This window comes from Nocardia sp. NPDC049190, from assembly GCF_040648115.1.
In the GTDB taxonomy this organism is placed as follows: Bacteria; Actinomycetota; Actinomycetes; order Mycobacteriales; family Mycobacteriaceae; genus Nocardia.
Genome location: NZ_JBEZDE010000001.1, coordinates 211,303 through 236,517 on the forward strand (window position 1 = coordinate 211,303; position 25,215 = coordinate 236,517).

9 protein-coding genes and 1 tRNA gene are annotated in these 25,215 nt (G+C 66.3%); 7 read left to right on the forward strand and 3 right to left on the reverse strand.

Going from position 1 to position 25,215, the window contains the following annotated elements; all coding sequences use genetic code 11:
* Positions 1-50: 50 nt before the first annotated feature.
* Entirely contained in the window at positions 51-17,744 is a 17,694-nt protein-coding gene (locus AB0B25_RS00800; protein WP_357172670.1) for an SDR family NAD(P)-dependent oxidoreductase, read from the reverse strand.
* Positions 17,745-19,800: 2,056 nt separating this feature from the next.
* Entirely contained in the window at positions 19,801-21,024 is a 1,224-nt protein-coding gene (locus AB0B25_RS00805) for a helix-turn-helix domain-containing protein (RefSeq protein ID WP_357172673.1), read from the reverse strand.
* Between the two features lie 285 nt (positions 21,025-21,309).
* On the opposite strand from AB0B25_RS00805, the gene AB0B25_RS00810 reads away from it, so the two are divergent.
* The 6 genes from AB0B25_RS00810 to AB0B25_RS00835 all read left to right on the forward strand — a co-directional run bounded on the left by AB0B25_RS00810 (position 21,310) and on the right by AB0B25_RS00835 (position 23,092).
* Complete coding sequence (locus AB0B25_RS00810; protein WP_357172676.1) at positions 21,310-21,570, forward strand: hypothetical protein; 261 nt, start codon at positions 21,310-21,312, stop codon at positions 21,568-21,570.
* A complete protein-coding gene (locus AB0B25_RS00815; RefSeq protein ID WP_357172678.1) occupies positions 21,567-21,761 on the forward strand; it encodes a hypothetical protein in 195 nt (64 codons plus the stop codon). The genes AB0B25_RS00810 and AB0B25_RS00815 overlap by 4 nt, the downstream gene beginning before the upstream one ends.
* On the forward strand, positions 21,751-21,957 hold the full coding sequence (locus tag AB0B25_RS00820; RefSeq protein WP_357172681.1) for a hypothetical protein: 207 nt from the start codon (positions 21,751-21,753) through the stop codon (positions 21,955-21,957). The genes AB0B25_RS00815 and AB0B25_RS00820 overlap by 11 nt, the downstream gene beginning before the upstream one ends.
* The gene (locus tag AB0B25_RS00825; protein WP_357172684.1) at positions 21,944-22,192 is read left to right on the forward strand and encodes a helix-turn-helix domain-containing protein; all 249 of its coding nucleotides are present in this window, start codon (positions 21,944-21,946) and stop codon (positions 22,190-22,192) included. Before AB0B25_RS00820 ends, AB0B25_RS00825 begins: the two co-directional genes overlap by 14 nt.
* Positions 22,193-22,369: 177 nt before the next feature.
* Positions 22,370-22,798: a hypothetical protein gene (locus AB0B25_RS00830; protein WP_357172687.1), complete on the forward strand. Its 429-nt coding sequence runs from the start codon at positions 22,370-22,372 to the stop codon at positions 22,796-22,798.
* Between the two features lie 9 nt (positions 22,799-22,807).
* Positions 22,808-23,092 carry a hypothetical protein gene (locus AB0B25_RS00835; RefSeq protein WP_357172689.1) on the forward strand — a complete coding sequence of 95 codons (285 nt, stop codon included), beginning with the start codon at positions 22,808-22,810 and terminating at the stop codon, positions 23,090-23,092.
* Between the two features lie 371 nt (positions 23,093-23,463).
* On the opposite strand, the gene AB0B25_RS00840 is transcribed toward AB0B25_RS00835, so the two are convergent.
* Positions 23,464-23,546, reverse strand: a tRNA-Leu gene (locus AB0B25_RS00840).
* Between the two features lie 227 nt (positions 23,547-23,773).
* Between AB0B25_RS00840 and AB0B25_RS00845 the strand changes: the two genes are divergently transcribed.
* Complete coding sequence (locus AB0B25_RS00845) at positions 23,774-25,165, forward strand: FhaA domain-containing protein (protein ID WP_357172691.1); 1,392 nt, start codon at positions 23,774-23,776, stop codon at positions 25,163-25,165.
* Positions 25,166-25,215: the final 50 nt, after the last annotated feature.

Genomic DNA, 25,215 nt, shown 5'->3' on the forward strand with positions numbered 1-25,215 from the left:
CCGCCACCGCAGCAGTACTCGCGGCTTGTCGACCTGGGTATTGCGAATCGTCATCGTTCGCCGCCGTGATGAGAATTCGTCCCGGACTCGAGGTCGACGAGCTCGTCGAGCCAAAGCCGTATTTCCTGCGCCGCCATAGACGACGCCGCGCCGATGATCGAGAAATGGTCCGCGTCGATCTCGACCCTCTTATCCGTGTGCAGCCACGCAGGCACCGGCTCGGCGAGGTCCAGATGGGGCAGCGGCGTCACAGCTCGCAGATCGAAGGTCGGTGCAGCGATCGCCACGGGCTGGCGTTCATCGAATATCTGCGCGTACTTCGCCATCGCGACCAAGCCGTGATCACCGATCTCGGTCGCCTCGTCCCCGAGATCGAGGACGGCGCCGACCGCGCTCACCAGTACCTGGCGGTTCTGCTCGGCATCGTCGGGGCAATAGGCGTCGAGCAATACCACTGCCGCGAGCCCACGCCCGCTCTTTTCCAGACGATGCGCCAGCGCATAGGCGATCGCCCCACCCGCCGAATAGCCGACGAGCACGATCGGCTGCTGCTGCGCGACCCGTTCCACGCTCGTGGCCAGGACATCCAGCAGCGCCTCCCACGATTCGGGCAGCAGTTCGCCAGGGCGCGTCCCGGGCAGCCGCAACGCGGTGATGGTGTGGTCACCGCCCAGCTCGCGCGCCAACCGACCGAACTGGTGCGGTCCGGTACCGACCATGAACGACGGCACGCACACGAGCGCTGGGCGGGTTCCGCCCCGGCTCAGCGGGATCGCCGTCGGCGGGTCGGGCATCTTGTCCTCGGTGGCGAACGTTTCGGCGAGCTTGGCACTTTCCATCAGCATCGGAATTGCAGCCCCGACCTTCCCGCGCCGGTGCGCGGCCACGACCAGATCCGTGAGCCCGCCCCGGGTGCCGGAGTCGTCGGGCCGCATTGTCGGTGCGGTGTCCGTGGTCGTCGCCAGCCGGGAGCAGAGGTAATCTGCCAGCGACTGGCTCGTCGGGTGGTCGAAGACGAGGGTGGACGGCAACGTCAACCCGGTAGCCTTGGCTATCCGATTGCGGAACTCGACTCCCGCCAGCGAATCGAAACCCAGCTCCGTGAACGGCGCGGCGGGATCGATTCGGTCCCCGGACTCGTGTCCGAGGCTGGCGGCGACGTGCTCCCGGACGACCGTGAGGACCAAGCCCGCACGGTCGAGTTCGGGTGTGACGGCGAGTCGCTGCGCCAACGACCCCGCACTATCGACCCGCCGAGTCCCGACGGTGACCAGGGAACTGAGCACTCGGGGCAGGGCCCCCGCGGCGGCGTGGGCGGTGAGCACCGCCGACTCGAGTCGCACGCCGGTCAGAGTCGGAAGACCGACGGCGAATGCGGCGTCGAGCAGCGACATCCCATAGAGTTCGTCGAGCGGGACCAGACCTTCTCGTCGCATACGCGCGAAATCGGCTTCGGTGAGAGTGCTGATCATGCCACTGGTCCCGCGCCATGGTCCCCAGGCGACGGACAGAGCGGACAGCCCCTCGCGGTGCCGATGATGAGCCAACGCATCGAGGAAAGCGTTCGCTGCCGCGTAGTTGGCCTGGCCTGGACTTCCGATCGTCCCCGCGATCGAGGAATACAGCACGAACATCGACAAGTCCAGGTCCTTCGTGGCCTCGTGCAGATTCCACGCCGCGTCGACCTTGGGGCGCAACACCGTCGCGAACTGCTCGGGTGTCATATCTGCCAGCAGGCCGTCGGCCAGTACGCCGGCGGTATGCACGACGCCGGTCAACGGATGCTCGGTCGCGATAGTCGATAGCAACTGGTCGAGCGCATCCCGATCAGCCACGTCGCACGCCGCCACGTCCACATGCGCACCGAGCGCGACCAATTCGGCCACGAGAGCCGCGGCGCCGTCAGCGTCGAGTCCGCGTCTGCTGGCCAACAACAGCCGCCGCACACCGTGCTCGGTGACCAGACGACGAGCCGCCAAAGCACCCAACCCGCCGGTTCCGCCGGTGATCAGTATCGTGCCGTCGGGTCGTAGCGTCGTCGGAATGGTGAGCACATTCTTGCCGATGTGCAGCGCCTGCCCCAGGAAACGGAACGCCTCGGGCGCCTGCCGCAGATCCCACCCGGTGATCGGGGGCGGCGCCAGCACACCGGCGTCGAACAAAGCGACGAGGGTGCTCAGGATCTCGTGCAGCCGGTCCGGGTTGATCTCGCTGAGGTGGAATCCTCGGTAGTGCACGCCCGGGTGCCGCTCGGCGACCTCGTGCGGGTCACGGCGATCGGTCAATCCCATCTCGAGGAAACGGCCACCGCGCGGCAACAGTCGTAGCGAGGCGTCCACGAATTCACCGGCCAGCGAATCGAGAACGATATCTGCGCCGCGACCGTCGGTGAGTTCGAGGAACTTCCGCTCGAAGTCGAGCGTCCGCGAGTCGCCGATGACAGCGTCGTCGAATCCCATACCGCGCAGCACATCCCATTTGGGTCGACTGGCGGTCACCAGCAGACGTAGCCGCAGGTGCCGGGCCAGTTGCACGGCCGCCACACCGACGCCGCCAGTGGCGGCGTGCAGCAACAGCGTTTCATCGGGCTGCGCGTTCGCCAGGTCGACCAGGCTGTAGTAGGCGGTGACGAACACGATCGGCACGGCCGCTGCTTGCGCGAACGACCAGGCTCCAGGCATCGGCACCAGCAGCCTGCTGTCGGTGATCACCACCGAACCGATCTCGGCGACAAACCCGAAAACTCGATCGCCAGGCGCGAATTCGGTGACATCCGGCGCCACCTCCAACACGACGCCGGCGCCTTCACCACCGATGGCGGCATCGGGGTCCGGATACATGCCCAGCGCGATCAGCACGTCGCGGAAGTTGACGCCCGCGGCCCGCAGTCCCACGCGCACCTGGCCGGGCTCGAGCGGCCCCAACGCGGCGGGCGTCTCGACCAGAGCGAGATTGTCGCCGGTCAAGGTGCCCTTACCCAGCTGGGTCAACGCCCACGCCGGAGCGTGCAGCAGTTCACTCGCCCCAACGGTGTCGCCCGCGCCGCGCGTCAGCCGCGGCGCGTACGCCAGGCCGTGTCGCAACGCGATCTGAGGTTCGCCCGCGCCGGCAAGAGCGGCGACGACGCCGTCGCGGTAATCGTCCCAGCGTTCGACGTCGACGACCGTGATCCGGTCGGGATTCTCGTTCTGACCGCTGCGCAGCAGACCCCACGCCGCCGCGCCGAGGAGATCCACCGGCTCGCCGAGGTCCACCGCGACCGCACGCCTGGTCACCACGATGACTCGGTCATACTCGGCCAGAAGTTCGCGCAACCACGCGGTGATCTCGCCGAGCCGACCGTGCACCGCGGCCGGCACATCCCCATCCACAGTCGCGTCCGCGAGCCGCAACACCGCCACCCGCTCGCCACCGACAGTTATCGTCGCGCCGTGGGCTGTGCCCGCCCAATCCTCCTGCGCGACCGGGTCGTTCGACTTCGGCGTGGGCAACGCAACCCAACGCAACCGGTGCAGGCCGGTGCCGGATTTCTGTGCGCCGGACGCCTCGAGCGCACCGATCGGGACCGGACGCAGCGTCAACGCCCCGATTTCGGCGACCGGTGAGCCCTGAGAGTCGGTGAGCGTCAACGTAGTCCGCTGATTGTCGGCCTCCGGCTCAACTGCGGTCAACCGAACCCGCACAGACGCGGCTCCGACGGCGTGCAGGACCACGTTCTCCCACGAATAGGGCACCAGAATCTCGCCCGCCGCGGCCGGCTCGACCAAACCGCCGAAGCCGATCGCGTGCAATACCGCATCCAACAGCGCCGGGTGCACGCCGAAGCGGTCCACCGCCGACTGCGCCTGCTCCGGCAGCGTCACCTCCGCGAAGACCTCACCGTCGCGACGCCACAGCGCGGTCAATCCCTGGAACAGCGGTCCGTAGGCGTAACCACGGTCGGCCAGTTCGGTGTAGATGTCCGCGATCTCCACCGGCACCGCCCCGGCCGGCGGCCAGCTCACCGGACCCCGATCGAGAGCAGGCGTGGGAGACGACGCGACAAGCGTGCCGGTGGCATGGCGCACCCACTCCGCCTGCTCCGGCTCGCCGTCACGTTGCGGGCGTGAATACACCGATACGACTCGTGCGCCCGTGTCATCGGGTCCGGCCGCCAGCACCCGCAGTTCGACGGCGCCCGTCGTCGGCAGTATCAGCGCGGCGGTGACAACCAATTCGGCCACTCGTGGGGTGCCGACCATCGCCCCGACCGACAATGCCAAATCCACGAACGCCGTGCCCGGCAGTAAGACCGCACCCCCGATCGCGTGATCGGCCAACCACGGGTGGGTCGACAACGACAACCGCCCGGTCAGCACCACTCCCTCGGAGTCAGGTAGCCAGACCGCCGCACCCAACAGCGGATGCTCGACGCCATCCACGCCCGACGTCCGGACATCCCCCGCGTTGGCAGTTGCGGCCAGCCAGTACCGCTGGTGCTGGAATGCATAGGTGGGCAACGAAACGCGACGGACTCTGCCTCCAGCGAACAAGGACCCCCAGTCGACGTCCACACCGGAGACATGAATTCGCGTCAGAAGCGTGACGAATTGAATCTTTTCGTCGACCGCGCGACGGCTCGCCGCGGCAACCACCATTCCGGCCGCGACATCGCCATCGTCGCCGAGTGTTTGGCGAGTCATCGCGGTAAGCACGGCATCGGGCCCGATTTCGAGGAACCTGCGCACGCCCATATCGACGAGAGTCCGAATTCCGGGCGCGAACCGGACGGCGGCCCGCACCTGTCCGACCCAGTACGCGGGATCGGTGAACGCCTTCCCGACCACGCCGGTCACGTTCGACACGATCGGCAGCAACGGTTCCCGATAGGTCACCGTGTCGGCGACCGCACGGAACTCGGCGAGCATCGGCTCCATCATGGCCGAATGGAATGCGTGACCGACCCGCAACCGGGCTGTCTTGCGGCCCTGTTCCGACAACGCGCGCTCGATCTCCTCCACGGCATCGACGTCGCCGGAGATCACCACCGATTCCGGACCGTTCACCGCCGCGATCGACAACCGGTCTCCGAACCCCGCCAGGACGTCGATCGCCCGCTCCTCGGACACGGCGACCGCGAGCATGGCTCCGCCTCCCGGCAACGAACCCATCAACCGGCCCCGCGCCGCCACCAACGCACACGCATCCGACAACGTCCACACACCGGCCACATACGCCGCGACCAACTCACCGATCGAATGCCCGATCACCACATCCGGACCGACACCGAACGACTCCACCAACCGGAACAACGCCACCTCGAACGCGAACAACGCAGGCTGCGTCCACTCCGTCCGACCCAGCACCTCCTCCGGGCCGGTGAACATCACCTCCCGCAACGAACCACCGATCAACCGATCGAACTCGCCGCACACCTCATCCAACGCCTCGGCGAATACAGGGAACGACCGATATAACTGCGCCCCCATTCCCCTCCGCTGAGCACCCTGACCCGTGAATACGAACGCCGTCCGGCCACTTACCGGCGCACCTGACAACACCGACGACGACATCGACCCCGACGCCAATTCCGTCAACCCGGCCAGCAACTCCGCCCGGTTCCGGCCGACAACCCCACCACGCCTATCCAATTGGGCACGTCCGTCGACCAACGCATGTGCGACACTGCGCGCATCGGCCTCCGGATGATCGGTCAACCACGCCAGCAATCGATCGGCCTGCGCTCGCACGCCCGCCTCGGACTTGCCCGACACAAGCCACGCCAGCACGTTCTCCTCGCCGATCGGATCGGCGTCAGCGCCCGGCGACTCCGTCGCCCGCGTCGGCGCTTCCTCGATGATGACGTGGGCGTTGGTGCCGCTGATCCCGAACGACGACACCCCGGCCCGACGCACCCGCTCACCCGCAGGCCACGCCTGCGCCTCGGTCAACAACCGCACCGAACCCGCCGACCAATCCACATGCGGCGACGGCGCATCCACATGCAACGTCTTCGGCAACAGCCCATGCCGCAACGCCTGCACCATCTTGATCACACCACCCACACCCGAAGCGCCCACCGCGTGCCCGATATTGGACTTCACCGAGCCGATCCATAAAGGCTCCGCGCGGCCCTGCCCGTAGGTAGCCAGCAATGCCTGCGCCTCGATCGGGTCACCCAACGGCGTCCCCGTCCCATGCGCCTCCACCGCATCCACATCCGACGGCTCCAACCCCGCCGCCGCCAACGCCGCGGTGATCACCCGCTCCTGCGACGGACCATTCGGCGCCGTCAAACCATTCGACGCACCATCCTGATTCACCGCACTACCGCGAACCACCGCCAACACGTTGTGACCCAAACGGCGCGCATCCGACAACCGCTCCAACACCAACACACCCACACCCTCGGACCACCCCACACCATCCGCGGCGGCGGAGAACGACTTGCACCGCCCGTCGGCAGCCAGTCCTCGCTGTCGCGCGAAGTCCACATACAGTTCCGGGCTCCCGGAGACCGCCACACCGCCGACCAACACCAACGACGTCTCACCGTTACGCAGCGCCTGACCAGCCACGTGCAGCGCCACCAACGACGACGAGCACGCGGTGTCGACGGTCATCGCCGGGCCCTGCAGACCGAACACGTAGGAGACCCGTCCGGAGATCACGCTGTCGGAATTACCGGTCATGCGGAAACCTTCGTGCTCCCCGACCACGCGCTCGACATAGCCGGACGGAGTGGCGCCCACGAAGACACCGGTATCGCTGCCGCGCAGCGACACCGGGTCGATGCCGGCGTCTTCGAGGGCCTCCCACGCGGCCTCGAGCATCAGCCTTTGCTGCGGATCCATCGCGGTCGCCTCCCGGGGGCTGATACCGAAGAATCCGGCATCGAACGCACCCGCTTCGGTGAGGAATCCCCCTTCCCGGACATACGTGGTTCCGGGCTTGTCCGGATCCGGGTGGCACAACCTCTCGAGGTCCCAGCCGCGGTCCGAGGGGAACGCGGTGATCGCGTCCCCACCGGATACCAGCAAACCCCACAGTTCATCGGGCGAGCCGACTCCGCCGGGATAGCGGCAGCTCATTCCGACGATCGCGAGAGGCTCGTCGGCACGCACCCGACGAACGGTCTTCGCCGGACGGCGTTCGGTTTCGGGCGCGTCCGCGATCCGGGACACGATGAAGGCCGCCACGGCCTGCGCGGTGGGATGATCGAAAACGAGAGTGGACGGCAGTGGTAATCCGGTGGCCTTGGCAAGCCGATTACGGAATTCCACACCCGCCAGCGAATCGAAGCCCAGCTCCGAGAACGGCACCCCCGCGTCGATCGCGGCACCGGACGCGTGGCCCAGCACCGCGGCCACCTGCTCACGCACCACCGTCAACGCCACCGTGGCACGCTCCCGAGCCGGCGCCGCGGCCAACCGCCGCGCCAACTCACCATTCCCACCTGCCCGCACCGGGACCGACACCAATGAGCTCAATACCTTCGGCAACGACCCTGCCTCGGCCTGTTCCGCCAATCCGGCCAAGTCGAAATCGGCTCCCACCACCACCGCCGATTTCGATACGGCGGCCGCGTCGAACAACGCCAAGCCCTCGGCTTCGCCCAGCGCGCGGAAACCCAGTCGGCGCAGTCGCTCGAGCCCGGCCTCCCCCAGGTCGCCGGTCATCCCACTGCCAGCGTTCCACGGTCCCCAGGCGACCGCGACACCCGGCAGGCCCGATGCCCGTCGCCGCCGAATCAACGCGTCGACGAAGGCGTTGGCCGCGGCGTAATTACTTTGGCCGGGCGATCCCACCACGCCCGCGACCGACGAGAACACCACGAACGCCGACAGATCCGAATCGCGCGTCAACTCGTGCAGGTGCCACGCGCCGTCCACTTTGGGGCCGAACACTCGATCCACCTGCTCGGCGGTCAACGTCTCGACGGTGCCGTCCGCCACCGCGCCCGCGGAGTGTACGACCGCGGACAGCGGAAATTCCGGCGTGATCCCAGCCAGCAGGGACGCGAGCGCATCGCGGTCCGCGACGTCGCATGCCGCCACCTCGACCACCGCACCCTGTGCGGACAGCTGTGCGACCAGCTCCTCCACACCTGTTCCGGTACGACCGCGCCGCGATACCAGCAGCAGGCGGTTCACCCCGTACGCCGTCACAAGATGTCGAGCTACCAGCGCGCCCAGCCCGCTGGTGCCACCGGTCACCAGTACCGTTCCAGTCCCGAACGACATGTCCGCGCCGGACGACTTGGCTTCCGGACGTAGTCGCGGCACCCACACCCGGCCAGCACGAACCGCCACCTGAGGTTCGTCCGCGGCGACGGCCGCCGACACTGCTGCCGCGTCGATCACGCCATCGTGGTCGAGCAGCACGATGCGGCCCGGATGCTCTAGTTGCACGCTACGGACCAAGCCGACGACGACCGCGGCCACCGGATCCGGCGACTCGCCGGGTAAGCCGACGCCGTTGTTGGTCAACACCACCATTCGCGACGATGTGGTCGGCGCTTGCGCAAGCCACAGCCGCAGCACGCCGAGAGTGTCCCGTACCGCGCGCCTGACCACGGCGGCGATGTCATCGGCCTGACCACGTGCGTCGACATCGACTGTGCCCGCGTCGGCCGAGTCCACGGCCCAGACGACCAGGCCCGCCCCATTCTCGGCGGTTGCCACCTCGTCCACGGCGGCGAAGCGCCGGTCTATCCCCGGAACCACCGTGGATCCCAGTACCGCCAGCGACAGCGCGGCATCCGACAGCGCGGCATCCGACAGCGCAGCCCACTCCACGCCGAACGGCAGCAACGAACCGCGACCGGTTCGCGACCGTTCGACCGTTCGGCGCTCGACCGGATGCACCACGACCGCGCCCAGCATCGCCACCGGCGCGCCGGTCTGGTCCGCGACGTCGATGCGTGCGCCGAAACCACCCAACAGTGTGGTGCGTAACCGAACCGGCCCGGAACCTCGACGCCACAAGCGCACGTCGCGAATCGATACCGGCAACGGCACCCTGCCCGCGGGGATGTCTTCCATGACGAAGTCGAGTGCGGGATGCAGGCAGGCGTCGAGCAGGGCCGGATGGATTCCGAAACCGGTCGACTGTCCCGCCGTGGTCTCGTCCAAAGACGCCTCGGCGAACATCTCCTCGCCACGCCGCCATACCGCGCGCACACCGAGGAACACGGGTCCGTATTCGAGCCCCAGGTCCGCTATCCGGTGATAGAGCTCCTGTTCATCGACCCGCTCCGCACCAGCCGGCGGCCACTCCGGCTCCATCCAGGGCGACGACGAGGTGTCCTCGCCCGCTGCCAGCACACCGTCGGCGTGCTTCACCCACGCCTCGGCATCGTCGATCCGATCGGCTCTGGAGTGAATGATGAAGCGCCGCCGTCCCTGCGCATCAGGTTCTTCGACCCCGACCTGCAGATCGACCACCGTGTCGGCGTCGAATGCCAGCGGGGCCTCCAGCAGCAACTCCGCCACGACCTGCCCGCCGAGCCGGGCGCCGATGGTGGACATCACTTCGACGTAGGTCGTGGCGGGCACCACCGGCGTACCGAACACCACGTGATCAGCGATCCACGGATGACCCGCACCGGACAACCGCCCGGTGAACAGCCACTCGTCCTTGCCTGCCACCGGCACCGCGTTCAGCAGCACCGGATGATCCACGTTTCCGACCGCAACCTGACGGGTCGGCTGCAACCAGTACCGCTGATGCTGAAACGCGTACGTCGGCAATTCGACTCGCGTCACGCGCCGACCCGCGAACAGCGGCGCCCAATTCACCTCGACGCCGGCGTTGTAAGCGGTCGCGAGGAACGTCAGCAATTGCGTCACCTCGTCGGCGCCACGTCGGCCCGCGGCCGCCACCACCGTCTTCGACTCGAGATCCGCGGGCAGACACTGCCGGGTCATCGCAGTCAGCACGGCGTCGGGGCCCAACTCCAGGAAACGCCGGACGCCCAGATCCGCCAGGGCGTGCACGCCATGCGCGTAACGGACGGTGTCGCGAACATGACCGACCCAGTACATCGGGTCGGTGAACGCCTCGCCACCCACGACGCCGAACACATTCGACACCACCGGCACCAGTGCGCGGCCGTATGTCACGGCTGCGGCCGCGGTCTCGAACTCCGGCAGCATGGGATCCATCGCGGCGGAGTGGAAGGCGTGACTGACCCGCAACCGCGACGTCTTGATGCCCGCTGCGCCCAGCGTGGCTTCCAGTTCCGCCACAGCGTCCTCGTCTCCGGAGACGACGGTCGAGGAGGGTCCGTTCACCGCGGCGATCGACAACCGTTCACCGAACCGGCTGATGGCACGAGCCGCTCGTTGTTCCGAAATCGCGGCGGCCAGCATGGCGCCGCCGACGGGCAACGCACCCATCAGCCGGCCGCGCGCCACGACCAGTGCGCAGGCGTCCGCGGCCGACCACAGCCCCGCCGCATACGCGGCGACGAGTTCGCCGATCGAATGGCCGATGAGCACATCCGGAGTGATCCCGAACGACTCGACGAGCCGGAACAACGCGGCTTCATAGGCGAACAGCGCGGGCTGGGTGTACTCGGTCCGGTGCAGCAGTTCCTCGCCAACCTCACCGAACACGATGTCCTTCAACGAGACACGCGGTGTGGTCGACGCCAGCAAGCGGTCGAACTCGGCGCACAGCTCGTCGAACACCGCCGCGAATTCCGGGAATACCGCATACAGCCCCGCGCCCATTCCGACGCGCTGCGACCCCTGACCAGTGAACAGGAAGGCGACCTTCCCCCGGACCGGCGTGCCCTCGACAACTCCCAGCGATGTCGAGCCCGCGGCCACATCCGCCAAACCGGCCAGCACGGCATCGCGGTCGCCCGCCACAACGGCTGCACGCCAATCCAATCGGGCACGTGTCGTCAGCAGTGCATGGGCCACATCCACCAGTTCCGCTTCCGGGTGCGCCATCAGCCATTCCCGGAGCCGAGCGGCCTGTTCCCGCAATCCAGCTTCTGATTTCGCCGATACCAGCAGCGGAATCGTTCCCGAGGACACCCGCGGCAGATCGGCTGCAACCGGCTCCACCACGCGATTCGAGCCGAGAGGTGGTTCCTCGATGATCAGGTGGGCGTTGGTGCCGCTGATCCCGAACGACGACACCCCGGCCCGACGCACCCGCTCACCCGCAGGCCACGCCCGCGCCTCGGTCAACAACCGCACCGAACCCGCCGACCAATCCACATGCGGCGACGGCGCATCCACATGCAACGTCTTCGGCAACACCTCATGCCGCAACGCCTGCACCATCTTGATCACACCGCCGATACCCGACGCGGCCTGCGAATGCCCGATGTTGGACTTCAACGAGCCGATGCGTAACGGTTCGGTGCGGCCCTGCCCGTAGGTAGCCAGCAATGCCTGCGCCTCGATCGGGTCACCCAACGGCGTCCCCGTCCCATGCGCCTCCACCGCATCCACATCCGACGGCTCCAACCCCGCCGCCGCCAACGCCGCGGTGATCACCCGCTCCTGCGACGGACCATTCGGCGCCGTCAAACCATTCGACGCACCATCCTGATTCACCGCACTACCGCGAACCACCGCCAACACGTTGTGACCCAAACGGCGCGCATCCGACAACCGCTCCAACACCAACACACCCACACCCTCGGACCACCCCACACCATCCGCGGCGGCGGAGAACGCCTTGCATCGCCCATCCCGCGACAAACCACGCTGGCGCGAGAACTCGATGAACAGGAACGGCGTCGACATCACCTGGACCCCACTGGCCAACACCAGCGAGGTCTCGCCCTGACGCAGTGCCTGACAGGCCAGATGGATCGCCACCAGCGACGAGGAACACGCCGTATCCACCGTGACCGCCGGGCCCTCCAACCCCAACGAGTACGCCACTCGACCCGACACCACACTGCTGGCCGAACCGGTACCGACATATCCCTCGGCGACCTGACCCGCAGCCTTCGCAATCTGCTCGTAATCCTGATACGAGACGCCGGTGAAAACGCCGGTGTCGCTGCCACGCAACGACGTCGGATCGATACCCGCGGCCTCCAAGGCTTCCCACGACGCCTCCAACAGCAACCGCTGCTGCGGATCCATCGCCGCCGCCTCACGCGGACCGATACCGAAGAATGCCGCGTCGAAATCGGCGACCCCGGAGAGAAATCCTCCCTGCTGGAGGTAAGAAGTGCCGGAATGGTCCGGATCAGGGTCATAAAGCCGATCCAGATCCCAGCCGCGATCGGTCGGGAACTCGCTGATCGCGTCCGTTCCCGAGATCACCACATCCCACAAACCTGTCGGCGACGTGATTCCGCCGGGATACCGGCAGCTCATCCCCACAATCGCGATCGGCTCGTCGGTACGCCCCCGGCGCGACGCCCGTGGCGCTACGCGGACCGCGTCCGCTGCCCCCACATCGCCGACCCGCGAGCGCACGAACGCGGCCACCGCCGCCGCGGTGGGGTGGTCGAACACAAGCGTCGACGGCAGTGGCACTCCGGTGGCCTTCGCGAGTCGATTGCGAAACTCCACGCCGGCAAGGGAATCGAAGCCGATCTCGGTGAACGGCGCGATGGGATCGATAGCGTCGCCGGAGATGTGCCCCAGAACCCCGGCGACCTGTTCACGAACGACGTCCAGCACGATCGCCGTTCGCTCGTCGGCGGGTGCGTCGGCCAGTCGTCGCGCCAATGTTCCGCTCATGTCCCTGGCCCGCCGCACGGGCACCGTGACAATCGAATGCAACATCCGGGGCAGCGAACCCTCACGCGCTTGCACCGTTAGCACCTCGGTGTCGAACTCGGTCGCGACCACAACCGGTACCGCCGCGGCGACCGCACGATCGAACAGCGCCCAGCCATCGACATTCTCCAACGGCCGCACTCCGAGTCGGGACATCCGCGCCATCGCCGCACTACCCAGACCGCTGGTCATTCCGCTGCTCTGGTTCCACGATCCCCACGCGATCGACACCGCCGGCAACCCCGCCGACCGGCGGTGCCACGCGAGCGCATCAAGGAACGCGTTCGCCGCTGCGTAATTGCCCTGGCCCGGGGTACCCACCGCTCCCGCGAGGGACGAGAACAGCACGAAAGCCGAGAGGTCACGGTCGCTGGTCAACTCGTGTAGATGCCACGCGGCGTTCGCCTTCGACGCCAACACTCGGTCCAGTTGGTCGGTGGTCAACGTATCGATAGTGCCGTCGTCGAGCACGCCCGCGGAATGGATCACGGCACTCGGGGCGAACTCGGCGGGCAATTCCGCCAGCATGGCCGCCACGGCCGCACGATCGCTCACGTCACATGCCGCGATCCGAACCCGCGCACCGGATGCCGTCAGTTCGTTCACCAACTCGGTCACACCGTCGGCGCGCTCACCTCGGCGCGACACCAACACCAGTCGCCGCACCCCGTGCGCGCCGACGATGTGACGTGCCACTTCGGCTCCCAGACCGCTGGTGCCGCCGGTGATCAACACCGTTCCGGCGCCGAACGCCGTCCCGCCCTGCACCGCCGTCCCCGCCTGCCGCCGCAACCGCGGAACCCATAGCCCGTCGGCACGCACGGCCACCTGTGGCTCGTCCGAACCCACTGCCGCGGTGACGACATCGACCGTCAGGTTCTCGTCGACTCCCGCGTCGAGGAGGACGAACCGGTCCGGATGCTCGAACTGCGCACTTCGCACCAAGCCCCACACCGCCGCACCCGCCGCGTCCGGCGACTCGCCCGGCATGCTCACGGCCCCCCGGGTCAGCACCACCAAACGCGAATCGTTCAACCGCTCATGGGACTGCCACGCCTGCAACAGTTCCAGAGCCGATCGCACCCATGTGCGCGTCCGCTCGGTCACCTCCTGGTCGGTCGAACCGTCTCCCGCAGGCGACCAGACGACGATGTCCGGGGTCGCGTCATCGTCGAGCAGATCGGCGAAACCAGTGCTGCGGCGTTCGGTACCGACAACGCTGGCGGCGCCGAGCACCGCGACAGACGACCCTGACACGGTCTGCCCCGATGACACCGACACCCATTCGATATCCGACAGCGACGCACGACGGCCGGCCCCACTGTTCAGCGCCTTGGCATCAACGGGCCGGGCGGCGAGCGAATCAAGACTCAGCACGGGCGCGCCGGTGTCGTCGACCGCGACGACGCGTATCCGACCAACCCCCAACCGTTCGATTCGTACTCGAACCGCCGATGCCCCGGCGCGGAACAACCGCACCCTGCCGAACGAGAACGGCAGGGGCAACCGGCCCGCGGGCATGTCCTGCGCGAGTTCGGTGATCGCCGCGTGGAAGACCGCGTCCAACAGGGCAGGATGGATTCCGAATGCCGCCGCCTGCGCACCGGGGTCCTCCGAGAGCGACACCTCGGCGAGCAGATCGTCGCCGTCGCGCCAGACCGACGTCACCCCTTGGAATGCCGGACCGTAGCCGAATCCCATCACGGCCAACTGGTCGTAGAGTCCGTCGGTCGGCACCGGTTCGGCACCGGCCGGCGGCCATTGCTCTTCTGCCTCCGCTTCCGAGCGGTGCGTTCCCGACTCGACCCATGCGGGAATACTCTCCGGCGCCGGTGCCAGCAGTCCGTTAGCGTGCGCCACCCATTCGCCCGCATCTGGATTCCCGTCGGCGATGGCTCGCGAGTGGATCACGAACCGTCGTCTACCCTCACCATCCGAGGGCTCGATACCGAGCTGGATATCGACCACGGTGTCGGGCTCGAGTAGCAGCGGTGCTTCCAGCAATAGTTCTTCGACGCATTCGGCGCCCAGCCGCATACCTGCCTTCAGCGCCAGCTCGACGAAGCCGGTGCCGGGCAGCATCACCGACCCGAAGACGGCGTGATCGGCCATCCACGGGTGGGTGCGCAACGACACCTGCCCGGTGAACAGATACTCGTCCTTGCCCGCCAGCGACACGACGCCGGTCAGCATCGGATGATCTGACGACCCCGAAGCGCCGTCGGCGCGCAGCGGCTGCAACCAGTACCGCTGCCGCTGGAAGGCATAGGTGGGCAACGATATTCGGCTCAGGGACCGGCCCGCGAACAGCGGCTGCCAGTCCACGCCGACACCGGCGGCGTGTGCCTGCGCCATCATGATCACGTACTGCGTGACCTCGTCGGCCGAGCGACGCGACGTGGCGGTCACCATGGAATCCGACTCGATGTCAGCAAGCTCGGACAGACACTGACGAGTCATAGCCGCCAGCACCGCGTCCGGGCCCACCTCGATGAATCGGCGAACTCCCACGGTGACGAGAGCATCGACGCCGGGCGCGAACCGCACACCACCGCGCAGCTGATCGACCCAATAGCCCGGATCGGTAAGCTCTGCCCCTGCGATAACGCCGGAGACATTCGACACCACCGCCATGGTCGGTGACCGATATGTCAACTGCTGGGCGATGGTCCGAAATTCGGCCAGCATGGGATCCATCCGCGCCGAATGGAACGCGTGGCTCACCCGCAAGCGCGTCGTCTTGACGCCTTGGCCGGACAGCAGCTGCTGTACCTCCTCGACGGCGTCCACATCACCGGACAACACCACCGAGGACGGTCCATTCACCGCCGCGAGCGACAACCGATCACCGCATCCGGCCAGCACCTGCGCGGCCTCGGCCTCCGACACGGCGGCCGCCAGCATCGCGCCGCCCTCCGGCAGCGCCCCCATCAACCGGCCACGCGCCGCAACCAAGAGGCACACATCCGACAGCGACCACACCCCCGCGACATACGCCGCGACAAGCTCGCCGATCGAATGACCGATCACCGCATCCGGACTGATGCCGAACGACTCCACCAACCGGAACAACGCCACCTCGAACGCGAACAACGCGGGCTGCGTCCACTCCGTCCGATCCAGTACACCCGCCGAATCGACGAACATCACCTCCCGCAACGACGCACCGAGATGACGATCGAACTCCGCGCATACCTCATCCAACGCCGCGGCGAACACCGGGAATGCCGCATACAAGTCGGCGCCCATCCCGACCCGCTGCGCACCCTGACCCGTGAACAAGAACGCCGTCTTCCCCGAACCGGCGACACTGTCGATCACACCCGGCACCGCCGACCCCGACGCCAGCGTGGCCAACCCGGCAAGCAACTCTTCTCGATCACGACCGACCACCGCACCGCGCCGGTCCAGCAGCATCCGGCTGTCGATCAGTGCCGACGCCACACTCCACACATCCGCGTCCGGATGGTCGACAAGCCACTGGCGCAGCCGACCCGCTTGGGCGCGCAGCGCCTCGTCGGACTTGGCCGAAACCATCAAAGGCAGTGCATTCGCCGCGACGGGAACTACGTCCCCCGCGCTTGTGTCCGCAGCCGAGGGGGCGACGGACACCGGAGCTTCCTCGAGAATCAGGTGCGCGTTGGTGCCGCTGATCCCGAACGACGACACCCCGGCCCGACGCACCCGCTCACCCGCAGGCCACGCCCGCGCCTCGGTCAACAACCGCACCGAACCCGCCGACCAATCCACATGCGGCGACGGCGCATCCACATGCAACGTCTTCGGCAACAGCCCATGCCGCAACGCCTGCACCATCTTGATCACACCACCCACACCGGCGGCGGCCTGTGAATGCCCGATATTGGATTTCAACGATCCGATCCGTAATGGCACCGCACGACCCTGCCCGTAGGCCGAGATCAAGGCCTGCGCCTCGATCGGATCACCCAACGGCGTCCCCGTCCCATGTGCCTCTACCACATCCACATCGGTAGGAGCGAGCCCGGCGGCCGCCAATGCCGACGCGATCACCCGCTCCTGCGACGGACCATTGGGCGCGGACAGGCCATTCGACGCCCCGTCCTGGTTCACCGCCGAGCCACGAACGACAGCGAGAACGTTGTGCCCCAATCGCTGCGCATCCGACAGCCGTTCCAACACGACCACGCCCACACCTTCGGCCCAGCCCACACCATCCGCACCGGCGGAGAAAGACTTGCACCGCCCATCACGCGACAAACCACGCTGCCGGGAGAACTCGATGAACAGGAACGGCGTCGACATCACCGTCACACCCCCCGCCAAGACGAGTGATGTCTCCCCACGCCGCAGTGCCTGACAAGCCAGATGGATCGCCACCAGCGACGAGGAACACGCCGTATCCACCGTCACCGCGGGGCCCTCCAACCCCAGCGTGTACGCCACCCGCCCGGACACCACACTGCCCGCCGAACCCATACCCGCGTACCCCTCGGCGACCGGCCCCGCCGCCCTGGCTGTGTGCTCGTAATCCTCGTACATCACCCCCGCGATGACGCCTGTGTCGCTGCCACGCAACGACGACGGATCGATACCCGCATCCTCCAAGGCTTCCCAGGACGCCTCCAACAACAGCCGCTGCTGCGGATCCATCGCCGCCGCTTCTCGCGGACCGATCCCGAAAAACCCGGCATCGAAATCGCCCGCACCATGCAGGAAGCCGCCTGCCTGGGTGTACACCTTCCCGAACCGGTCCGGATCGGGATCGAACAATCCCTCCGGATCCCACCCTCGATCCACAGGAAACGCACCAACCGCATCCGAACCGGACTCGACCAGATCCCACAACTGTCCTGGTGACTCGACACCACCGGGGTAGCGGCAACTCATCCCCACGATCGCAATCGGCTCGTCGATCTTCTCCCGCAGCTGTGTCAGATCGCTGCGAGTCGTCATGAGTTCGACAGTGACCTTCTTCAGGTACTCCATCATGCGTTCGGACGAATCGCCGGTGCTTGTGTCCACGTTTCACATCCAGGGTATTTCGAGGTGTTCAAGGAGCCCGGTGTCGCGAGCGGCGACGCGTGCCCGGAGAGCTAGCGATATCGTGCGATCAGGTGTCGGTCGCGAGGCGGCGACTCGACGAGTCGACCAGCGACGCCCGGTTCTGTGTCTTACGTCTCGCCGACACGGCTACCATAGGGGCAAATTGTGTCGGCAGCCCGTCAGCCGCCAAGCGATTCAGGTCTGGAATCTTCAACAATCGCAACAACTTTCGGCCGAACCGGTAAAATCAAGCGACGGCTTGTCGCGCAGGCGGCGCACAATCATGGCGAGCTCGGACGAATCGTGATGTCCCGGACCAGCGGTCCCCGGTCCGGATGACACACGACATCTCTGTCGACGTTTCGACATGAACCCACCCTCCGCCCCCAGACACCGCCACGCGTCCTTCGCAATAGTCGGCGAGACGCCGAGCGGCCGGCCCGACGATCCGAAAAACCCTCGAGTATCCGCACGCCCGCAGTTTCGCGGCCGACCGACGACGGCGGGTGAATGCAGACAGTGTGCCGCTCGACAGCGAGTACGAATTCTTCCCACAGCACACGGTCGAAGGAACCGGCATCGCGCGACCTGGTTTGCTTCCGACGGGCGATCATCAAACTGTGCGCAGCGTCGATCGCCTCCGTCGTCGCGCGACGCATGACGACCGGCGACAGCAGCCCGGGCACCTGCGCGTGCCGGGACATATGCCGACGTTCGACATCGCATACGGCGTTCGATACGCGAATTCGCCCGGTGGCGACCGCGTTAATCACTGCCGACAATCCACGGCGCAGAACGACTCGACCGCCCATTCCGGCCAAAAAAGGTTGCTGGAGATCTACCGAGACGCAATCCACGGGAACGCGACCTTTCATTGCGATGAAAGACGCACAAGCGGCAACGTCGTAGCTATCCCCAGGCTCGACACCAGTGGACGGCGCCCTGCTTCCCTCGTCCAGGAGACGAAATCAGTGCTCATTCCATATCTCTCTCCGCCAAGCACGCCACAGGTCGCGCGTCCAAGTCGCCTGCTGAGCAGTCAGCCTGCCAGCCCATTCGATTTCTCGCAACCGATGTACCGCCCTTTGGTGGCTCGTTGGTCAAGGCGCCGTTCCACAGTTCGATCGAGGTTGCCGAGTGCTGAAATCGGCCCAGGTGGGCGGCGAGAGCCGCAATGCCGTCGCCGTCGCGTTCAGCCCGGAAGGCGACCCTGGCTCTCCCGTGGAACACCGAAGCTTCGGTGGATCCGCCCCAGACCCCTTCTTCGAGTTCGACAGACACCGACTCGGGATGTGCGCCACAGGGGGCGAGCGCCGACGACGTTCCAGTCCCCGTCATCAGCACGACCTCCCACACCCGGCTGATTGCCGGCCATATTGTCCATACCGTTCTGGCGTTACGGATCGGCGCTCACATGTAAACAATCAGTAAATCATTAAATATTAAACTATAAGCGGAAAAACCCTTTGGGTTGCCCCATGTCATGCACAGACCGTCCCGCGATATCCATAAACCATCGCGCCAGCGGCGAACTCACCGCAATGAGATTTCGACCGTTAGCTTCGACGCACCCATTATCGAGTATTCCCAGAATTGGAAAGGTCACACTTCGAATCGCTCGCCGGATGTCTTCGACGCGATATTTGATCTTGTCGATATGACCTCACCAGCGATCAGAGGCATGTCGCACCTCGTCCGGATTACGCCCGCGCCCGACGACAGCCAGGAACGGTGATCTTGAAAATCATCAAAGATCCTCGTCAGAGCGAGGATTCGCTCAGCGTCGACAGTACAACTGCGGCCTCGATGGTGAATATTGTTGCCAGCGCTGCCATCTCGTAGGAAGCGCCCGCCGAGCACATCCACTCCTCGAGCACAGTCGACCTGAGCAGGAGGGCGACCGGTCCCTCCGGTCACCCACCGCCACGTTCCGCCGGAGCCGGGATGAGCTGCGTCTGCCGAAACATCATCGGCAACCCCTGATCGATAAATAGAGCCACCCCCGGAGTTCGAGGTGGCTTCTTTGTACTGGTGACTATGCAGTGACACCGAGCCGTACAGCCAGCGCCCGCGCCTCGCGTTCTACGATCTTTCCGCCGTGGGTGACGAGTTCAGTGGCGAGGCTGCGTGAGAGAGGATGACACCGCATCGACTCCTCCGACGCTGCTATAGCAGTTTTCAGCGCGCCGAGGGTGCTAATCCAATCCTTCTGCTGCCCGTAAGCGCGCGACAGTTCCAGCCACAGACGAGCCCGCCGGTCAACGCTCGGCACGGCATCCGGATCCACCACTGACGCAGCCTCCAGCGCGCCACCGGATCGGCGCATGTCCACCTGTACCGACACCGCGGTTACCTCCGCGTTGGCAACGCCGAACAGTGTCCATGGGTGCGCCGAGCCGGACGGCAGGGCGCGCGCCATCCCCATCGCCTGATCGACACCACGTAGCGCATCACCCTCCCTGCCGAGGCGAGCTGCAGTGATCGCGCTGTGCAGATGGCACGCACCCCATAGAGATTGCGCCTCTTGGTCGCCATCGAGGCGTGGCTGGAGGAGCGCGACCGCGTCCTGCGTCAGCTGGTATGCATCCTCTTCGCGGCTGGTCGACCTCCACACGTTGCCGAGCACCCATGACGCCGATGCGAGCGTTATCGGGTCGTCAGCGATTTCGGCCGCGGCCATGCACCGGTCGGCGGCCATCCACAGCAGCGGCGCATCAGCAACCCAGGCGAGTACCTGCTCAGACAGCGCGTACGCACCCGACAACGCAGCAGCAACTACGCGGCGCTCCTCTCCGTCGAGTGTGCGTAGCGCGCGGCGTCCGTCGCGGATCAGGCCCGGGAGCATCGCGCCAGCGTCCGCGCGCGGCGTGGATGAGGTATGCCACAGCCTCCACGCCCGATCGACGCGAGCGCCGAACTCGGCAGGGGTGATCGCCGCCGCCGAGGGCGCGAGGTCGACAGATTCGATCGCATCCCGGATCGCTGGTACTACAGGATGCCCGGCGCGGCCGGAAAATCCGACAAGCAATTCGTGATCTCCGGTCAGCTCGGTCAGATCCCGAACACCCAGCGCACGGCCGAGTTTCAGCAGCATTTCGAGACCGGGTGCCCCCTGGCGCCCTTTCTCGACATCCCGTAGCCACTCCTCGGAGCGGCCGACCAAGCCCGCGATGACAGAGCGAGACTTGCCCGTGCGAGTTCGGATTGTTTGGATACGCTCGCCTATGGATCCACCGGCGAGTCCGTTTTGATTCGGCATATGCGCCTCACCTTCTTCGCGGGATTACCGTCCTCGCGAGACCCCCGGCCCGTCGGCCGGGGGCGATTCCTCCGCGAAGAGGTTCCTTAAGGATAACTGCGGTGGTGAGATCCCACCGTCGATTGAAGTGGGGGGAATTCCACCACCTGTGGGGGTGTGACATCGCCACCACTTCGCGTGGCTGATCGGCGAGAGGCTATGCGTAGCCCCCGATGTCGGGATACCCCGACCATCCGGCATTGGGTCGCACACCAAGACAACACAACGCCCGGGGGGTACAGCCCAATGCCCGCAGATCTCGCCACAGCAACCGTTGTCGTCGCAGCCGTAGCGTTCCTCGGCTGGGTGATCTTCGTTGGCCTGCCATACGTCTTGAACCGCTACGGCGGCTGCCACCCCGAACCCGAGGGAATCTACAGCCTGCAGCAGGCGCACGAGGTGATGCAGGAGCGCATCAACTGCGACGCCGACAACTGCGCAGCCAAGCGCGCCGCAATGGATGTCCTGATCACGGCCAAGCACTTCGTCCCTGCGAGGATCCGATGACAACCCTCGCCGACACCGAGATGTGGCGACACTTCCACCAGAAGTGCTGGCAGGAAGGTGCATACCGTTCGCTGGACGAAGCCGATTTCGTCGCCCGCGTGCGTGGTGGCCACGGCCCGGACTGCCTGCAGTACCTATCAGCGTCCGCCTACATCTCTGCCTGCGGGGACGGGGCCGACCATGGCGAGTGACAACCAACCCATCGGCATCAGGCACAGCCACATCGACGGCACACTCTCGATCATCGGCGCCGATGGCTGGCCGCTCACCGCCGAGGAAACCGCAGAACTGTTCCAGGCAGCCGACGCCGGCAACTCCCTGGAACTTCTCGAGCGGGTACGCGACGCCCTACGCGTGCTGGCGATTAACGCCGATGGCGCTGCGTGAAACCCAGGCGCTGGTGCTCGGCGCCCTCGCCGCAGGTGAGCCGCTGACCACCCAGCAGCTGAGCCAGCAGACAGGCATCGCGACCGAGACCGCTCGCGTCGCCGCGGCATCCCTTACTCGCGACGGATGGGCGTCCGGAACCGGCGGGGTTCCGACCTGTTGGCGGATCACCGACTGCGGCAGCCGTCTTGCCGCGACACGGGCCTATCGCGAGTACCGGTCCACCACTGCCTGACTGCGTCGACCCGTACAGAACGTCCCGGCAAGAGCCGGGATATCGGAGATAGAAGACCGACAAGCAAACACGCCGATCGCGGCGGGGCGTCTATTTCGCCGCGCCCACAGGGTCAGTCCGTGCCGGCGATCAACGCTCCCGTGGGGTACGGGAGCCGGGGAAGTAATGGAGGGAATCATGATTCGCAACCTGATGACGGTAGCTGCACTCAGCGCTGCACTACTCAGCGGGCAGACACTCGCCACCACACCGGTCGCACAGGCCGGGCCATCCACCTCCGGCAAAGCTTGCGGCTTCGAATTCAACGAGAAGCCTTACTTGCTGCACAAGGCTGTCGTCGTAGGCGGAACAGTGACATGCACGTCCGCCCCTCTTCAATTCCGTATCGAATTGCAGCTATGGCATCGGTCGGGCACCAGCAACCCTAGGCCGAAGGGCGAGCCTGCCATTGACACGCAGATCCCCAAGCCGAGCGTCCATATCGCCGCGATGGCGCTGGACTGCGTACCCGGCGTCTGGCAGGGCAAGATCATCATGCAGGCCACCTGGGACACCGGGACAAATGAGGTCCGCAAGGAGACCTTGGCCACTTTCATCCCGTGCTAGGTTGACCCCGTGGATGTGGTCTTTATCAGTAGTGGTCCGACCACATGGTCGACCCGATGGTTCCGACTGCGCTTCGCCCTCCGCCGCCGATTTCGGCGTGCCTCCCATGAGCCCGGCTACACCAAGCAGCTCCAGTGGACTTCTCGCCGCGAATACGGCGGCTGGGTGATCCGTCCATCCATCGGATGGCGTCGGATCCGATGGATAACCCCACCCTTGCACTACACGCGCGGCATCCCCGCTGACGACAATTACGCCGTCGGCACTTGGATGTTGGAGAAGCTGGAGAAGTAGACGGTAAGCCGGCTACAGCGAAATCCCGCCCCGCCTCCGTTGGTTCGGAGACGGGGCAGATTATTCGTCGGACAGACCGACCCGGGGGAAGCCGCCAGATGAACACCCTGCCAGTCGGCGGGGCGTTTCGTCGCGCCTGCGTTAACGTGTCGGCCGCGTCAGGCGATCACCCGGCAAAGCCCAACCACGCCAGCGGTAGCGAACTTGCGAGTAGGTAGAGCCATCCTTGCGAACGCGGATGCGCGGTGTAGTCGCCATGCGGCATGGGTCCTTGCACTCAGGCCGAATCCCCTCAGATTCCCTGTGGACCGCAGTGTGGACGTAGGAGGGGCATAATCCTTGAACTATGCCCTTAACCTGCGTCGATATTGTGGGCGAAGGGGGACTTGAACCCCCACGTCCCGAAGGACACTGGCACCTGAAGCCAGCGCGTCTGCCATTCCGCCACTCGCCCGAGCGACTGGGAGACCGTATCACGCGCCCACGCCCGAGACGAAATCGCCATTTCAGAGCCCTGACGTCGGGCCTGGCCAGGCGTGGGAACCCGGGGCTGCCGCCGAGAGTTACAGGTGTGGACGATCGTGGATATCATGCAATGAACGTGGTCGATAAACGACACGCCATACTCGCGTGTCGTTGTAACGAGTCAGGAAAAGGAACGCTCACCGAGAGGAGGCCGAGATGGGCATCGTTTCACGGTTCGAGCGTCGCCTGCAGGGCGCCGTCGGTGACGTATTCGCCAGAGTGTTCGGCGGCAATGTCGTCCCCCAGGAGGTGGAGGCGGCGCTGCAACGCGAAGCCGCCGATCACGTTCAGGATCTGGGCGGCGGACACCTGCTGGCGCCGAACAGTTATGTGATCACGATCAACTCTTCGGATCACCAGCAACTGGATGCCGATCACGACCTCACCACCCGCGCATTCGCCAAACATCTCGAGGACTACATCCGTGAGCAAGGTTGGCAGACCTACGGCGAAGTACGCGTGGTATTCGAGGCATCACCTACGCTGCACACCGGACAGTTCAGGGCAAGTGGCCGCGTCGACCCGGACGTCGGACACAGAGCCACAGCGGCTCGCGGCCCCGAATCACCGCCACAACGACCTGCAAACCCGCAACCAGGAGCTGGCCCCATGACGCAGAACTCAGGCTACGACCCGAGCCGTGAGCCCGCGGAGTCCGATCCACGCAACCGCGGGTACGCCCCACCGCCTGCCGGTCGCGGCGGTCCGCAGAACGGCGCGTACCGCGACGACTATGGACGCGGCGGCTACGGCGCGGATTACCAGGCGCCGGACGCACAGCAGGGTTACGGCGACTACCAGAGCGGCTACGACTACCAGCAGGGTGGCCAGCAAGGCTACGGCCAGCAGGGCTACGGCGATCAAGGCTACGGTCAGCAGGGCTACGGCGACCGCGGTTACGGCCAGCAAGGCTACGGCGACCAGGGCTATGGCCAGCAGGGCTACGCCGATCAAGGCGGCTACGGCCAGCAGCAGGGGTATGCCGACCCTGGCTATGGCGACCGCGGTTACGGCCAGCAGGGCTACGCCGAGCAAGGGTATGCCGATCCCGGTTACGGCCAGCAAGCCCAGGGCTACGGCCAGTCGGGTTACGCCGACCCCGGCTACGGCGACCAGGGCTACGCCGATCAAGGCGGCTACGGCCAGGACGATCAAGGCGGCTACGGTCAGGCCTACTCGCAGCAGCAGGGCTACGGCGCGCAGCAGGGCTACGCGGGGGGCGGAAGCCAGGGTTACGGCGCCGCGCCGCAGGCCGGTTCGGGCTACTCCGCGACCCTTCAGCTCGACGACGGCAGCGGCCGGACTTACCAGCTGCGGGAAGGCAGCAACATCATCGGCCGCGGTCAGGACGCGCACTTCCGGCTACCCGACACCGGTGTTTCACGCAGGCATATCGAGGTGCGCTGGGACGGCCAGACCGCGATGTTGTCCGATCTGGGCTCGACCAACGGCACCCTGGTCAACGGTTCCCCCGTGCAGGATTGGCAGCTCGCCGACGGCGACGTCATCCGTGCCGGGCACTCCGAGATCCTGATCCGTATCGTCTGATCCCGTAAGCTCGCGGTGCAGGTCACGACATTGCCCTCGAAGATTCGTCG

Excerpts from the sequence above, each read along its gene's own strand:
- AB0B25_RS00810 (WP_357172676.1), top strand. The coding sequence starts at position 21,310 with ATGCCCGCAGATCTCGCCACAGCAACCGTTGTCGTCGCAGCCGTAGCG.
- AB0B25_RS00830 (WP_357172687.1), top strand. The coding sequence starts at position 22,370 with ATGATTCGCAACCTGATGACGGTAGCTGCACTCAGCGCTGCACTACTC.
- AB0B25_RS00845 (WP_357172691.1), top strand. The coding sequence starts at position 23,774 with ATGGGCATCGTTTCACGGTTCGAGCGTCGCCTGCAGGGCGCCGTCGGT.
- AB0B25_RS00820 (WP_357172681.1), top strand. The coding sequence starts at position 21,751 with ATGGCGAGTGACAACCAACCCATCGGCATCAGGCACAGCCACATCGAC.
- AB0B25_RS00825 (WP_357172684.1), top strand. The coding sequence starts at position 21,944 with ATGGCGCTGCGTGAAACCCAGGCGCTGGTGCTCGGCGCCCTCGCCGCA.
- AB0B25_RS00805 (WP_357172673.1), bottom strand. The coding sequence starts at position 21,024 with ATGCCGAATCAAAACGGACTCGCCGGTGGATCCATAGGCGAGCGTATC.
- AB0B25_RS00815 (WP_357172678.1), top strand. The coding sequence starts at position 21,567 with ATGACAACCCTCGCCGACACCGAGATGTGGCGACACTTCCACCAGAAG.